Annotated in this window: 14 protein-coding genes and 1 pseudogene; 9 read left to right on the top strand and 6 right to left on the bottom strand. The window is 54.6% G+C overall.

Features of this window, described 5'->3' with window-relative positions; all coding sequences use genetic code 11:
* Positions 1 to 52: 52 nt before the first annotated feature.
* A complete protein-coding gene (locus AC07U6_RS19780; RefSeq protein WP_494761796.1) occupies positions 53 to 928 on the bottom strand; it encodes a LysR substrate-binding domain-containing protein in 876 nt (291 codons plus the stop codon).
* Positions 929 to 1133: 205 nt separating this feature from the next.
* Between AC07U6_RS19780 and AC07U6_RS19775 the strand changes: the two genes are divergently transcribed.
* From AC07U6_RS19775 to AC07U6_RS19745, 7 genes are all read left to right on the top strand, one after another.
* On the top strand, positions 1134 to 1838 hold the full coding sequence (locus tag AC07U6_RS19775; protein WP_494761797.1) for a hypothetical protein: 705 nt from the start codon (positions 1134 to 1136) through the stop codon (positions 1836 to 1838).
* 53 nt (positions 1839 to 1891) lie between these two features.
* On the top strand, positions 1892 to 2290 hold the full coding sequence (locus tag AC07U6_RS19770) for an NUDIX hydrolase (protein ID WP_494761798.1): 399 nt from the start codon (positions 1892 to 1894) through the stop codon (positions 2288 to 2290).
* Positions 2290 to 3165, top strand: a complete 876-nt coding sequence (locus AC07U6_RS19765) for a DUF6024 family protein (protein ID WP_494764444.1) — start codon at positions 2290 to 2292, stop codon at positions 3163 to 3165. Before AC07U6_RS19770 ends, AC07U6_RS19765 begins: the two co-directional genes overlap by 1 nt.
* Positions 3162 to 4064, top strand: coding sequence for a DMT family transporter (locus AC07U6_RS19760; RefSeq protein WP_494761799.1), 903 nt, complete (start codon positions 3162 to 3164; stop codon positions 4062 to 4064). Before AC07U6_RS19765 ends, AC07U6_RS19760 begins: the two co-directional genes overlap by 4 nt.
* A gap of 94 nt (positions 4065 to 4158) precedes the next feature.
* Entirely contained in the window at positions 4159 to 4803 is a 645-nt protein-coding gene (gene adk, locus AC07U6_RS19755; RefSeq protein ID WP_494761800.1) for an adenylate kinase, read from the top strand.
* 116 nt (positions 4804 to 4919) lie between these two features.
* Positions 4920 to 5879, top strand: coding sequence for a ferrochelatase (gene hemH, locus AC07U6_RS19750; protein ID WP_494761801.1), 960 nt, complete (start codon positions 4920 to 4922; stop codon positions 5877 to 5879).
* 93 nt (positions 5880 to 5972) lie between these two features.
* Positions 5973 to 7277, top strand: coding sequence for an inosine/guanosine kinase (locus AC07U6_RS19745; protein ID WP_494761802.1), 1305 nt, complete (start codon positions 5973 to 5975; stop codon positions 7275 to 7277).
* Between the two features lie 113 nt (positions 7278 to 7390).
* Here the strand turns inward: AC07U6_RS19745 and ybaL are convergent, their stop codons facing one another.
* On the bottom strand, positions 7391 to 9073 hold the full coding sequence (gene ybaL / locus AC07U6_RS19740) for a YbaL family putative K(+) efflux transporter (RefSeq protein ID WP_494761803.1): 1683 nt from the start codon (positions 9071 to 9073) through the stop codon (positions 7391 to 7393).
* Positions 9074 to 9407: 334 nt separating this feature from the next.
* Positions 9408 to 10500: pseudogene (locus AC07U6_RS19735) on the bottom strand (MFS transporter).
* Positions 10501 to 10747: 247 nt separating this feature from the next.
* Between AC07U6_RS19735 and ushA the strand changes: the two are divergent.
* The gene (ushA, locus tag AC07U6_RS19730; RefSeq protein WP_494764445.1) at positions 10748 to 12388 is read left to right on the top strand and encodes a bifunctional UDP-sugar hydrolase/5'-nucleotidase UshA; all 1641 of its coding nucleotides are present in this window, start codon (positions 10748 to 10750) and stop codon (positions 12386 to 12388) included.
* Between the two features lie 52 nt (positions 12389 to 12440).
* Here the strand turns inward: ushA and AC07U6_RS19725 are convergent, their stop codons facing one another.
* Entirely contained in the window at positions 12441 to 12893 is a 453-nt protein-coding gene (locus AC07U6_RS19725; protein ID WP_494761804.1) for a multidrug/biocide efflux PACE transporter, read from the bottom strand.
* A gap of 91 nt (positions 12894 to 12984) precedes the next feature.
* Here AC07U6_RS19725 and AC07U6_RS19720 point away from each other — a divergent pair, with 91 nt between their 5' ends.
* Positions 12985 to 13851, top strand: coding sequence for a LysR family transcriptional regulator (locus AC07U6_RS19720; protein WP_494761805.1), 867 nt, complete (start codon positions 12985 to 12987; stop codon positions 13849 to 13851).
* Here AC07U6_RS19720 and ybaK read toward each other — a convergent pair.
* Together ybaK and AC07U6_RS19710 are read right to left on the bottom strand one after the other, a co-directional pair.
* The gene (gene ybaK, locus AC07U6_RS19715) at positions 13848 to 14327 is read right to left on the bottom strand and encodes a Cys-tRNA(Pro)/Cys-tRNA(Cys) deacylase YbaK (protein ID WP_494761806.1); all 480 of its coding nucleotides are present in this window, start codon (positions 14325 to 14327) and stop codon (positions 13848 to 13850) included. The two genes, AC07U6_RS19720 and ybaK, sit on opposite strands and share 4 nt — an antisense overlap.
* Before the next feature lie 179 nt (positions 14328 to 14506).
* Positions 14507 to 15307: a TraB/GumN family protein gene (locus AC07U6_RS19710; protein ID WP_494761807.1), complete on the bottom strand. Its 801-nt coding sequence runs from the start codon at positions 15305 to 15307 to the stop codon at positions 14507 to 14509.
* Between the last annotated feature and the right edge of the window lie 54 nt (positions 15308 to 15361).

The raw sequence follows: 15361 nt of genomic DNA, 5'->3' as shown, positions 1-15361 counted from the left end.
AAAAGGGCTGGATTATCATCCAGCCCTTTTTTATCAACCTACACTGGCCTGTTTAGACTCCGCCGGATGCCTCTTCCAGCAGCCAGCGGCGGAACAGGGCGATCTCCCGTTCTTCACGCCGGGTTTCTTTCACCATCATCCACGTTGCACGATCCACTTCGGCGAAGCCCAGAGGGGCGATCAGCGATCCCTCCTGGATCTCTTTTTTCACCAGAATCTGCGGCGTCATAATAATGCCCATGCCGCTGCGCGCGGCCTGAATAGCCAGCGTCAGATTATCGAAGTGGCGTCCGGCCCAGAAATCGCCCCGTGCTCCGGTTTTTTTTGCCCATTCAGCCCAGGCGTGCAGCTTGGTATCGGCATGCAGAAGCGGAAGGGTAGCGAAATCGGTTTCATAGGTAAAACGATTAGCGAACTCCGGCGAACAGACAGGTCCAATATAATCGACGGTGATTAGCGTGGCCGCGATATCCTCTCCGACAGATTGCTCATGACTGACGATCAGCACATCGCAATACTCGTTACGTACGCGTTCAATATCGACATGAGTTTGAAACGTCAGGGCGATCTCCGCGTGGCGGCTGGTGAAGCGACTGATCCGTGGGATCAGCCACTGGGCAAGAAAGCTGGGGGCGCAGGAGATGGTCAGACTGTGCAGGTTACGCGCGCGGATCTTTTCGCATGTCGCTTCAATTTCGCCAAAGGTTTGTATACAGCAAACCTTCAGCCGCTCGCCGTCCGAGGTCAGCTGAACCCGGCCACCTACCCGCAGAAACAACGGTTTATCTAACCACTCTTCCAGCAGTTTGATTTGATGGCTGACTGCACTATGTGTTACGTGCAGTGATTGTGCAGCAAGACTAAAGCTTTGATGCAGTGCAGCCTGATGAAAATAGCGCAGAGCGCGCAGCGAAGGAAGTCCGGACATAGCCCTATCCGTTAGAAAATCTCACACCCAGTGTCTGTTTATATCATTTTAAAGTCCAGCCGATTTTACCTACTCTGACCCCGGAGTTATGAGCAGCCCAATTGCCTGAGAAAGAATACTTTTTCTTATAACTCCATATACATACAGCGATATTTTTTCTTGTCAGCCGACGATTACGCACAACAGCTATGTGAAGGAAAGGAAAATGACAAATCAGTATTCCGTAAAACCACAGCTCGTCATGTTCACCGGTGGTCGCGATAGTACGCTGGCAGCGTGTTATCTGATGTTACAGGGTATTCCTGTACACCTCTGGTCAGGAAACAGCGGATGTTCACTGCATCGTGGCATTTTAGCGCATCGCGTTGATGAATTAAGAGGTCGTTTCGGTGATTTGGTCGTCGAACATACCGTTGCTGATATCAGCGGAGCGTTTCGTTCAATCGCTATTGAAAATCTGGAAAGTGACATTCTTAAGTATCGAAAAAATCTGGTTCTTTTAGGCGAAAAGTTGGCTATTCATGCACATCTCGTCGATTTCTGCCATCGCAACGGAATTAACACCATTAACGACGGCATCACCCATTACCAGATGGAGTTCCCGGAGCAGCGTCAGGTGGCGAAGGCATTTCTGGTGGAGATGATGGCTCAGTACGACATCAACTATCAGTCACCCATCTATGAATTCGCCCAGTCGGCGGACGACGTGAAATACCGCCTGCTGCAATTGGGGATTTCCACTAAGTCTCTGGAAGGGATCAGTATTTTCGCCGACAGCTTCTCCACGCCTTCGGACGACGTGATCCTCGCCTATCTGCGTGAAAAAGCCCCGCTGGCGCAGAACATCGTGCGTTTCCTGTCCGGAGAAACCCTGCTGACCCCGGTGCTGAAAGCCAGCACTGTTGCCTGACTCAAACCGCTAATCGTGGCGTAACCATCGGGTTACGCTACGCGGAGTTTGCTATGAAAGTTATCGTTAAATGCGCAGCCATTATTATCAACCAACGTTCACTACTGCTGACGCGTAAACGCGGCACCAGCATCTTTATTTCCCCCGGAGGAAAGCCGCTGGCTGGTGAAGATCACCTCAGCTGTCTGAAAAGAGAACTTCAGGAAGAGCTGGGCGTACAGGTCAAAACCTTTCGTCCATTTGGCCTGTTCCACGGCTGGGCTGAATTTGAACAAACGGCGATTGAAAATCACGTCTATCACGTAGAAATCAGCGGCCAGCCGCGTGCGGGATCTGAGATAGAAGAAATTGCCTGGGTGAATTATCGCCTGCCTCCCTGCGAGATCGCCGTGGGGTCGATATTCCGCGATAACGTGATGCCGCTTCTTTTCCAGCAAGAGTTAATAAATTGATGGATACCTCCTCACTCTCCCTTCAGTTACAGCAGGTCCACGGTGACCAGTTTTATAAGCGAGCGCGTATGCTGAGAGATGAACTCCGTGAAGAACTGACCCGTGTCTACCGTCTGGAAAAGTATGAGCTGTTCCTGGTTCAGTCGGTACGGGTAGGATTGGTCATTCTTTCCCATCTGCTTCATAAGCAGGAAACGACACTTTGCCTTGCCAGGCATGCCCACTATCAACCGGTTAGCGAGCTGTTTAATTTTCCCAATACCCACTGTACCGGGCCGGGAACCTTACCGATTATCACTCACGTCAATCCCTACACGGCTGAAGTCAACAGTCTGAAAGGCATGAAAGGCAAAGGGGTCGTTGATGCTTCGCACAGTTTCGCAACCTGCCGTCACGACGAAATGATTGCTGACAGTTCCGTCTTTGTTGCTCCGCTGCACAAACATGCATCGCTGACTATCGGGCTGGCGGTCATTGCACTGCGCCCGGAAGACTTCAGCACCCTGATGCGCAGCGAGCTGCTGCTTTTTGAGGAGTCTACCGCATCCGATAAGCCGCTGATTGAGGCGCTGAACAATCTCCGCAGCCCCGACTGGCAGCCGTTCAATATGGCAAGCGTGGGAACTATCAGTTTGAAAGATGCGGGCGGCATGGATTTTGATTCGCTTGGTAACGCGGGCGGACCATTTGCCTGCTTTAGCGTGCCGCCGCTCAGCGAAGCATTAAAGAAGAAGGTGAAGGCGGCCGGGGCAAGCTATTTCGAACAAACCGGAACGCTACGGCTTTCCTGCTGGGTTCGTGGAGACGGTAGTCAGCAGATCGATATGACGGCAGAAATAAAACAACAGCTACAAGCCCTGTGGGAGGGGAGATGAAAAACGCATTACCGGTAAATGGCAACCTGATTGGCATTATGGGGGGGATTATTCTCAGTACCGATTCGGTGTTTATCCGCATGATGGGAATCGAGAATTCGTGGCTGATCGTTGCGTTGCGCGGCATCTTTATGTGGGGCATGTGCCTGCTGGTCTGGCTGCTGTGGCGGAAGAGTCGTTCAACGTTAGGCACGCCCTGGCTGACCCAGGAAAATGCGCTTTCGACGCTGTTTTTCTGCATTTCATCAGCCTGCTTCGTTAATGCGCTGAATCGCGGTAGTGTGGCGACCGTGCTGGTGATTATCTCCTCAACGCCGTTTATTTCGGCGCTGATTTCGCGGCTGTTCTTTAAGATGAGCATTGACCGCAGCGTGCTGCTGGCATCGCTGGCGGGAATAGTCGGCGTAGCAGTAGTGATGTCCGGTCGCGACGTGGGCCACAGCGGTATTGCCAACCTCTATGCATTGGGTACGGCGTTCTCCATGGCTCTGGCCTTTATCTTCACATCCCGCGTCAGCGGCGGGACGGCCGGTCTGCCTTCGCTGGGGGCAATACTGGCTTCGGTGGTGATTGTGCTGTGGTCCGGCAGCGATCTCCTCGAAAGTCTGAAAATGCTGACGCCGGCTCAGTATGGCTGGTCGATCGCGGAAGGTGCGCTGATTATGCCGCTGGCGATGGGATTGATCACCTTATCGACTCGTTTTGTTTCTCCGGCCAATGCCGGTCTGTTTTTGCTACTTGAGACGGCGCTGGCGCCGCTATGGATGTATCTCTTTATGGATGAAATCCCTACGATTCATGCAGTTATTGGCGGGGCGATCATTATTCTCGCGGTGGTGTCCCAGACCGTTTATGCGCGGCGCAGGGTTGGCGTACCGCGCTGCGCGGATGCAGGATAGCCGCGCGCTTCCTTGTGGTGAGCGGGCCATTAATGTTATGTTCATGCACTTGGATAAAGTACACATATAAGCAATTCGCAAGGGGATTTACGCAATGCGTATTATTCTGCTCGGGGCTCCGGGTGCAGGTAAGGGGACTCAGGCTCAGTTTATTATGGAGAAATACGGTATTCCGCAAATCTCCACGGGTGACATGCTGCGCGCCGCGGTTAAAGCGGGAACGGAGTTAGGTCTGAAAGCCAAAAAGATTATGGATGCTGGTAAACTGGTCACCGACGAACTGGTTATCGCGCTGGTCAAAGAGCGTATCGCTCAGGAAGACTGCCGTAACGGTTTCCTGCTTGACGGTTTCCCGCGCACTATCCCTCAGGCTGATGCCATGAAGGAAGCGGGCATTAAAGTCGATAACGTGCTGGAGTTCGCTGTTCCAGACGAACTGATCGTTGAACGTATTATCGGTCGTCGCGTTCATGCACCATCCGGCCGCGTTTACCACGTAACTTTCAATCCACCGAAGGTGGAAGGCAAAGATGACGTGACTGGCGAAGAGCTGATAACGCGTAAAGATGATCAGGAAGAGACCGTGCGTAAACGTCTGGTAGAGTACCATCAGATGACCGCGCCGCTGATTGCTTACTACAGCAAAGAAGCCGAAGCGGGCAATACTGCATACCACAAGATCGACGGCACACGTAAAGTGGCCGAAGTCAGCGCTGAGCTGGCAAAAATCCTCGGTTAAGTTGAAGAGGGCCGGATAAATCCGGTCCCTTTTACAGCAATTGGTTTTTCCTCCGCAATTTTCCGCTAGAATGTGTCTCGTTTTCATCTCCGCCGATGCCATCAAAAGGAATAACAATGAGGCAAGATAAGCCAGGCGTACTGCTGGTCAACTTAGGCACACCAGATGCTCCGACCACCTCCGCAGTCAAACGATATCTTAAGCAGTTCCTCAGTGATAAACGTGTGGTGGATACGCCGCGCTGGCTGTGGTGGCCCATTCTGAATCTTGGCATCCTGCCGATCCGTTCACCGCGAGTGGCAAAGCTCTATGCTTCCGTCTGGACCGATGAAGGGTCGCCGCTGCTGGTGTTCAGCAAGCGTCAGCGCGATGCGCTGGCGGCTAAGCTGGATATCCCGGTCGCGCTGGGTATGAGCTACGGCAATCCCAGCCTGAAAAGCGCCATCGATGATCTGATGGCTCAGGGTGTTAACAGGCTGATCGTCCTGCCGCTGTATCCGCAGTTCTCCTGCTCAACCGTGGCATCGGTATGGGATGGTATCAGCAGCGTATTTGCTGGCTACCGCAGCCTGCCAACGGTGCATTTCATCCGCGACTATGCCGATCATCCGGCCTATATCGCCGCGCTGAAGGTGTCGGTGGAGCACTCTTTTGCGCAGCACGGTAAGCCGGATCTGCTGCTGGCCTCGTTCCACGGTATTCCTCAGCGCTTTGCCAATGAGGGCGACGATTACCCACAACGCTGCCATGACACCTTTGATGCGCTAAAAATCGCGCTGGGCCTGAGTGACAGCGAAGCGATGCTGACCTTCCAGTCACGTTTTGGACGTGAGCCCTGGCTGACACCGTACACCGATGAAACCATGCAGGGCCTGCCCGCCAAGGGCGTGAAGCATGTGCAGGTGATAAGCCCGGGCTTCGCGTCAGACTGCCTGGAAACGCTGGAAGAAATTAACGAGCAGAACCGTGAGTTCTTCCTGCACGCGGGCGGCACCCGGTTTGAATACATTCCTGCGCTGAACGACGATGAAGCGCATATCAACATGATGCTGGAACTGGTCAATCAGTATCGCTAACTGACGCCGCGATCGGCTGTTGATCACCGCCGATCGCCTCGTTGCGCAAATATGCTATGATTGCAGCCTGCTTCCCCTTCTGGTCCTGCAATTATGAAATTCCCCGGTAAACGTAAATCCAAACACTATTTCCCCGTCAGCGCGCGCGATCCGCTGTTACAGGTCGCTCAGCCGGAAAACGAGGCGGCGAATAGCTGGATTGTGGGTATCGACCAGATCCTTGTTGATATTGAAGCTAAAGTGGATGATGACTTTGTGCGCCGCTATGGGCTCAGCGTAGGCCATTCGCTGGTGATTGAAGATAACGTGGCGCAGGCGCTGTATGAAGAGCTGATGGCTGAGAATCTGATCACCCATCAGTTTGCTGGTGGCACTATCGGCAACACGCTGCACAATTATTCGGTGCTGGCCGACGATCGCTCGGTGCTGCTGGGGGTGATGTGTAATAACATACAAATCGGCAGCTACGCCTACCGCTATCTGTGTCATACCTCAAGCCGCACCGATCTTAACTATCTGCAGGGCATTGACGGCGCAATTGGCCGCTGTTTTACACTAGTGGGTGACAACGGCGAGCGCACCTTTGCGATCAGTCCCGGCTTGATGAACCAGCTACGGGCTGAAAGCGTGCCGGAAGAGGTTATCGCCGGGGCGTCGGCGCTGGTGCTGACCTCCTATCTGGTACGCTGCAAGCCGGGCGAACCGATGCCGGAAGCGACCATGCAGGCCATCCACTATGCCAAAAAGCATAACGTGCCGGTGGTGCTGACGCTGGGTACCAAATACGTGATCGCCGATAATCCGCAGTTCTGGCGCGACTTTATGCGTGACCACGTATCGATCGTGGCGATGAATGAAGACGAAGCCTTTGAGCTGACAGGAGAAAGCGACCCGCTACAGGCATCGAATATCGCCCTCGACTGGGTGGACCTGGTGCTCTGCACCGCCGGGCCGAACGGTCTGTATATGGCGGGATTTACGGAAGAAGAGAGCAAGCGCGCCACCCGGCATCCACTGTTGCCAGGGGCGATCCCGGAATTTAACCAGTACGAATTCAGTCGCGCGATGCGCCATCAGGACTGTACTGTACCGCTGCGAATTTTTTCCCATATCGCACCCTATATGGGCGGCCCGGAGAAAATCATGAATACCAACGGTGCCGGTGACGGCGCGCTGGCGGCGCTGCTGCACGATATTACCGCCAATAATTTCCACCGCAGCAACGTCCCCAACTCCAGTAAGCACGCGCGCAGCTATCTGACCTACTCCTCGCTGGCGCAGGTGTGTAAATACGCCAACCGCGTGAGTTATCAGGTGCTGAATCAGCACTCACCGCGCCTGTCGCGCGGCCTGCCTGAGCGGGAAGATAGCCTGGAAGAGTCTTACTGGGAACGCTGATGCTGGGAGAGGTAAGGCCGGCGGGGCAGATTAAATCCGCCGGTCTGTTATCTCTGGCGGTGAGTCTATGAGTTAAAAAAGGGACGACGTGAAGCCGTCCCTTAATTTTATCGTCAGATCGGGCACTCTGCCGGCGCTTCAACCGGGTTGAGCAGGATCAGATTGAGCATGCTGTTAGCAATTTCACGCTCGCCCATCACCACGCGGTCGGCACCGCGCTCCATAATGTAATCCACTTCGTCGTCGTAGTGGGCGCGGGCGATAATCTCAATGCTCGGGCACTTCTCGCGAGTGGCGGTAACGATCTCTCCGGCCTCATAGCCGTTCGGGATGGTCAGCAGCATCCAGCGCGCGCAGTCGAGGCGCGCCAGGTCCATAATATCGCCCCGGGCGGCGTTGCCTAATACGGCTTTAATTCCCTGCTCGCGCAGCGCTTCAACGCGTGGGCGGCTGTTCTCAACGACCACAATCGGAATACCCGCTTCCATCAGGCGGCTGCCGAGCAGGCTGCCAACGCGACCAAAACCGACCACTACCGCGTGATTACACAGGTCCACTGGGATCTGCTTCTCTTCCTCTATCGCTTCTTCCATGGTTTGTTCTTCGATGGTTTCGGTTTTTTGCAGATAGCGTTCCAGCAGGGCAAACAGAATTGGGTTCAGCATAATCGACAGAATGGCGCTGGCCAGGACCAGATTGCGACCGGTTTCCGGCAGCAGATTCAGGGTGACGCCCAGTCCGGCCAGGATAAAGGCAAACTCACCGATCTGCGCCAGGCTGACTGAAATGGTCAACGCCGTACGTTTGGAGTGGCCGAACAGTCGGACGAGGAACAGTGCGGCAAGGGATTTACCGAAGACGATAATCGCCAGCGCGCCCAGTACCGCCAGCGGCTGCTGTATCAGGATCATCGGGTCGAACAGCATACCGACAGAGACAAAGAACAGGACCGCAAAAGCGTCGCGCAGCGGCAGCGTATCGTGGGCGGCACGGTGGCTCAGCTCGGACTCGTTAAGCACCATACCGGCAAAGAAAGCACCCAGGGCAAAGGAGACATCAAAGAACTCTACTGCGCCAAAAGCAATACCCAGCGCCAGCGCCAGCACCGCCAGCGTAAACAGCTCGCGCGAGCCGGTGGCGGCGCTACGGGCGAGTATCCACGGTACTACGCGGCGGCCAACCACCACCATCAGTACCATAAAGGCCACCACTTTACCGATGGTCAGCACCAGATCGAACAGCAGCAGGCTGATGCTGGCATTACCTTCTTCAAACATGCCGGCAATGGCAGGCAGCAACACCAGCGCCAGCACCATTACCAGGTCTTCCACAATCAGCCAGCCAATCGCAATTTGCCCGCGCTGGCTGTCAATCAGCTGACGCTCTTCCAGCGCACGGAGCAACACCACCGTACTCGCCGTGGAAAGGCACAGCCCGAACACGAATCCGGTGAGCATTGACCAGCCCATCGCCCATGAAAGCCCCATTCCCAGCAGTGTCGCCACGGCTATCTGTGCGATAGCGCCGGGAATGGCGATCGACTTTACCGCCATCAGGTCTTTTAGCGAGAAGTGCAGACCCACGCCGAACATCAGCAGGATTACGCCAAGTTCAGCCAGTTCGGGAGCAAGATTGGTATCAGCGACAAAACCAGGAGTGAAAGGACCAGCAAGAACGCCAGCCAGCAGGTAACCTACAAGGGGAGATATGCGCAGGCGGTTAGCCAGCATACCAAGGAGGAAGGCGAGAACCAGGCCTCCTACAATGGTGGTGATAAGCGGTGTGGTGTGGTGCATGCCTGTCTCCTTATGTACGCCTGCTCGTCATACTTCAAGTGGCGGATGCCCTGTTTTTTTGCCCTGGCCACTGTGCGATCTGTGCGCCGGGCTGGGGGCCTCCCGCTGTACTGCAACTCGAATTAATTAGAGTATAAATGTGTCCAGTTGTAAGTTTTCAGTGTATGGCATAATCCGCCGTGACGCTTGTGTTTATTAAGACTAATCGAAAAAAATATGAGCCATACGGTGAAATGTGTCAGTAATTGCGATTTTAGACACTTATCAGATTACAGTGCTGGTGTTGCCGGAGCGTTAACCGGTGCAAAAATCAGACAATTGCACCGGTAAGGGACTATTTACGCCGGTTATCAGGCAGGAAAGCCGTGAGAATACCGAGAAGCGGCAGGTAAGCGCAGATTTGGTAGACCAGTTCAATGCTGGTATGGTCGGCCAGCAGTCCTAACAGGGCGGCACCCAGCCCACCGATGCCGAAGGAAAAACCTAAAAACAGCCCGGAAACCATACTGATACGACCCGGCATCAGCTCCTGGGCATAGATCAGAATGGCGGAAAACGCTAAGGCCAGCACGAAGCCAATAATCACCGACAGCACCCCTGTCCACAATAAGTTCATATGCGGCAGCAGCAGCGTAAAGGGAACAACGCCGAGAATAGACGCCCAAATCACCCGCTTACGACCAATCTTATCGCCGATGGGGCCGCTAATGACCGTCCCCGCCGCGACGGCGAACAGGAAAATAAACAGATGCAGCTGGGCGTCCTGTACCGACAGGCCGAATTTCTGCATAAGATAGAAGGTGTAGTAACTGCTCAGGCTGGTGAGATAAAAATACTTAGAGAAAATCAGCATCAGCAGAATGCCGATCGCAAAGACGACCTGACGGCGCGGCAGCGGGCTGACGGCGGACACCGCGCTTTTCTTTGCCATTCGGTTTTGCGTCTGATACCAGCGGCTGTTTTGCAGCACCACCACAATCGCCAGCTGTGCCGCCAGCGAGAACCACACAACATTACCGCGGCCGTAGGGAGCAATCACCAGCGCGGCCAGCAGTGGGCCAGGCGAGCGACCAAAGTTACCGCCGACCTTGGAATAGCGACTGCGCCAGGCCGTGGCGCCCACCTGAAGCCATCCGCGCCACGCACGAGGATTCCGAGTGGAATACCGAGGGAACCGGTACCCACCAGCGCGGCGGCCAGCAGGACGGTAGTAAAGTTTCCGGTCAGCGCCAGCAGAATCAGGCCGGAAAGCGTGAAGCCCATCCGACGGGCAATGGCCACAGCTGGGGATGCTTATCGGTGTAGTGCCCAATCAGCGACTGGATCATATCTTTAAGCAGATGGGCAATGCTGATAGCGACGAGGATACTAAAAGCGGTGCGCCGAGCGGGCGATGAGCGAGAAGAGAGCGGGGATTCACTTGCCATTAAGTTAACCTGTCATCAATTTATGTTTTTATGAGAGCAGAGAAGCAAATTCGCTGCAAAGCCCTCTTTTATAACTAACAACCTTCGCGCGAGTAATTACCATTTAGAGCTATTTCAGCGCTGTGGTTGCGGGGCTGTCACAAAAAGTGAATACTTTTGCTGATTATTTTGCCAAAGCCGCATTTGTGCGGGTTTGTTTGCGGTTGATGAAACAAGGAGAAGCGCAGTGCTGGTATTCAATAAACGTATCCTGAGTGTGCTGGCCGTCGGGCTGCTTAGCGCGCCGCTGGTGGCACAGGCATGGGTAAAAGACCGTACCTATAAATTCACCGTGCTGCATACCAACGATCACCACGGGCGGTTCTGGAACAATGAACGCGGTGAATACGGGCTGGCGGCACAGAAAACCATGATGGATAAGATCCGTCTGGACGTGCAGTCGCACGGCGGGGCAGTGCTAATCCTCTCCGGCGGTGACATCAATACCGGCGTACCGGAATCCGACTTACAGGATGCCGAGCCTGATTTCCGCGGGATGAATCTGATCGGCTACGATGCCATGGCGATTGGTAACCACGAATTTGATAACCCGCTGTCGGTGCTTCGCCAGCAGCAAAAGTGGGCGAAGTTCCCGCTGCTTTCCGCCAATATCTATCAAAAAAGTACCGGCAAGCGCCTGTTCCAGCCGTACGCGTTGTTTAACCGTAAGGGACTGAAGATCGCCGTGATCGGCCTGACCACCGACGACACGGCTAGGATTGGCAACCCGGAAAACTTTACCGATATCGTGTTTCACAAACCGGCAACCGAAGCGAAAGCGGTGGTGGAAGAGCTGCGCGCAAAAGAAAAACCGGATGTGATTATTGCCGCTACCCATATGGGGCATTATGACAACGGTAATCATGGTTCGAATGCGCCGGGCGATGTAGAAATGGCCCGTGAATTGCCCGCAGGCTACCTGGATATGATCGTGGGTGGCCATTCACAGGACCCGGTGTGTATGGCGCAGGAAAACGTCAAACAGGCAGACTACGTTCCGGGCACTCCTTGTACGCCGGATCGCCAGAACGGCACCTGGATCGTGCAGGCCCATGAGTGGGGAAAATATATTGGCCGCGCCGATTTCACTTTCCGCAACGGCAAGCTGAAGCTGGAACATTACGAACTGGTACCGATCAATCTGAAACATAAAGTCACTAACGCCGACGGCGGCACCAGTTGGGTGAATTACACCGCGGAAATCGATAAAAATCCGGCGATGATGAAACTGCTGACACCGTTCCAGAAGAAGGGCGAGGCACAGCTTGGGGTGAAAATTGGCAGCGTTAATGGCCATCTTGAAGGCGATCGCAGCAAGGTTCGCTTCGTGCAGACCAATATGGCGCGATTGATCCTTGAAGGGCAGATTGAACGGACCAAAGCCGACTTTGCGGTGATGAGCGGCGGCGGCGTGCGCGACTCTATTGAGGCCGGAGATATCACCTATAAAGACGTGCTTAAGGTGCAGCCGTTCGGTAATACACTGGTTTATGTCGATATGAAAGGCAGCGAAGTGCGTGATTATCTGGCGGTAGTAGCTAACAAGCAGGTCGATTCTGGTGCCTATGCGCAGTTTGCCCGCGTCAGCCTGATTGCCGACGGCAGCGGGGTCAGCGACGTGAAGATTAACGGTGAATCGCTGCAGGACGATAAGATTTACCGTATGGCTACCCTGAGCTTCAACGCCACTGGCGGCGACGGCTACCCGGAAGTGGATAAGCAGGCCAGCTATGTTAATACCGGCTTTGTCGATGCGGAAGTGCTGAAGCAGTACATTCAGGGCCACTCCCCGCTAGATGCGGCGAAGTACCAGCCTGCCGATGAAATTGTGTACAAAAAAGCAGAGTAAAGCAGGCGTGAACGCCGGATACGGAGCACATTGGCGCTCCGTATCCGTACATTCAGGATGAGGTGTGTGCCTGGCTACGCTGCTCGCGTGAACGAATCAGGCGGTCACGAAGCATATCGTAGACCCAGTTGTACACCATCGTGTAGGGCAGGAAGAACAGGAAAAACCCCAGCTCAACCAGAAATGCCTGCCACAGCGTCACACCCAGCATCCAGGCTGCCAGCGGCAGACCAATCAGAATAAATCCGCCTTCGAAGCCCAGAGCATGCATCACGCGCAGCACCAGTCCACGCTGTATGCGTTCGCGCGGGAACAGCCTATCGAACCCGGCGTTATAAATCATGTTCCAGAGCATCGCCACGGTGGAAAGCATAATGGCCAGTGCACCCATCTGAAAAAGCGGTTTGTTCATAAGCCATGCGGCAACTGGGGAAATGATCGCGATGGCCACCAGTTCGTAGCCTGCAGCATGATAAAAACGTTCTTTCAGCGTACGAGTGGACATATGTCCTCCTGTGTGATTTAGGAAGCGTATTTTCTATCCTTTTGCTGCTAAGATAAAATGATTATCCATCGAAAAAAGCGATACATCAGCGATGCGTTATTCACCGGAATCTCTGGAAGCGTTTGTACAAACCGTAGAAAGCGGCTCATTTTCTGCCGCCGCGCGGGCGCTGCGTAAAAGCCAGTCAACGGTCAGCACGGCCGTGGCCAATCTGGAAAGCGACCTCGGGCTGATACTGTTTAACCGCGAAGCTCGTACCCCGGTGCTGACTGAAGACGGCCAGCGGGTGCTGACGCAGGTTAACGTTATTCTCAATGCCGCAGCACAGCTGGATGAACTGGCGATGCGCCTGGCGGGCGACGTCGAGCCCTGTTTACGGCTGGCGATCTCCGATTTCTGGCAGGCCGATCATCACGAACATCTGCTTAAACGCTTTGCCAGTCGTTATCCGGATATTGAGTTTGAATGCATGATTGCCGAAGATGGCGATGTTATCGATCTGCTGCAAAGCGGCAGGGCGCATGTCGGCGTGATCCGCGTGCAGGACCGCTATCCGGCAAATATCAGCCTGCGACGTCTGCAGGTGGAAGCCAAAATGGCGATTTACCTGCATAAGGATCATCCTCTGGCGCAGCAGGATAGCGTAACGGAGGTCGAACTGCAGGGTATCCGCCAGCTGCGGCTGAATACCTGGGCTGAACAGGAACCGATGCCGGGAGGTAAAATCTGGCTGGCACCGTCGTATCTGCTGCTGCTGGAGATGGCGGAGCAGGGATTTGGCTGGAGTGTGCTGCCGCGCTGGCTGACCGAACAGTTTGGCCATCGGCTGCTGCGTGAATTGCCGGTGACGGGCTGGCCGCAAAACATTCGGGTGGATGTTGCCTGGTCGCGGCTCTCACCGCCCGGCCCGGCTGGGCGCTGGATGATTGATCAGTTGGTCAGCCAGCGACCGGATTAATCGCGCTTGGCGATATCGGCAAAACCGGCGTTAAGCAGTTTTTCCAGGTCACCCGGAGCCAGTTCGAGATCCAGCCCGCGCTTGCCGCCGGAAACATAGATCGTTTCAAAGTGCTGTGCCAGATGGTCAATGACCGTCGGCAGGCGCTTTTTTTGCCCCAGCGGGCTGATGCCGCCCAGAAGATAGCCGGTGCTGCGCTGGGCGAACTGCGGATCGGCCATCTCGACTTTTTTGGCTCCCAGCGCTTTCGCCACTTTCTTCAGATCCAGCTGGCCGGCAACCGGAGTGACGGCAACTGCGAGGGTTTTATTATCGCCGTTGATCGCCACCAGCAGCGTTTTATACACTCGCTCGGCGTCAAGATTGAGCTTACGCACTGCCTCATCACCGAAGTTGGTTTCGTTGCTATCGTGCTCGTAAGGATGCAGCGTAAAGTTTACTTTTTGTTTTTCTAATATTTTTACCGCCGGAGTCATCGCTTTAATCCTTCCTGTTCATTCCGCGCGCACGCCGCTTAAAATTGGTGAATAAAAGTACTGGAGAAAAAGTGCGCATTGAGCGACAATCTGCCCCGCGTCAGCACCCGTGCTGATAGATAACCAAAATCATAAAAACTTCATTATTGACTGGCCGATAGAGATATCGGCCATTTTTTTTAGCGCCCCAGCAGATCCGGGAGATTTCCCTCACCGTAAAGATGCAGTGCGCCAACCGCTAAAATATAACGCCCCGCTGGCAGTGCGTGCAGCTGCTGGCACCATCGCTCATTACGCTGATGCATCAGTAAATCGCTCAGGCTGCTGCTGAAGGTATCCGGCAGTACCGTTTTTCCACTGCTGCCCGGCGGGGCCTCCAGCCACCAGCTGACCATCGTTTGCAGCAGCCGGGCATTAACGTGCCAGTGCTGCAACGTATCTTCCAGTAGCATCATGCCTTGATCCGGCAGAGATTTAAGCAGCGCCAGCTGGGTTTCCGGCCCTTCCAGCTCAATGATTTTAATCTGCCGTTCTTTCGCCGTCTGCAACAGCTGGTAATCAATGCCGCAGTCGGCGCGTAGCCCGAGCCGCTGCGCCTGCTGCGCCTGGAGCATCAGCGCCACTTGCCAGGCTGGCAGGGTATCGATACGCGGCAAATCGATATTCAGTTCACTGCACAGCTTTTCCAGCAGCTGAAATCGTTCGGCAGACAACCGCTCTGCCAGTGGGGGGCAGATCTCACTATCGCTGAAGGGGGAGCCGCCGGTAGTGATATCTGCTTCTACAATCAGGGCATCAGCATACTGCAGCTGATTGAGCAACTGCCCCGGCAGCGGAGACATATTGCGCGTGCCCATATGGATACTGCCCACCAGATGCAGGTGCCTCTGGCCCAGGGAAATATCCAGAGCCGGATAACGATACTCTACCGGCCAGAACTTGCGTGACAGCTGCCGCAGTGCGTGAATGACCTTCCCCATTGTTCCCCCGGCGGATCGCGTTTATAGTCCTCATGCTAACGCGATAAGTCGCTA

The organism is Erwinia sp. GW821-FHT03D09 (assembly GCF_059420805.1).
This window is presented reverse-complemented; position numbering and strand designations above follow the sequence as displayed.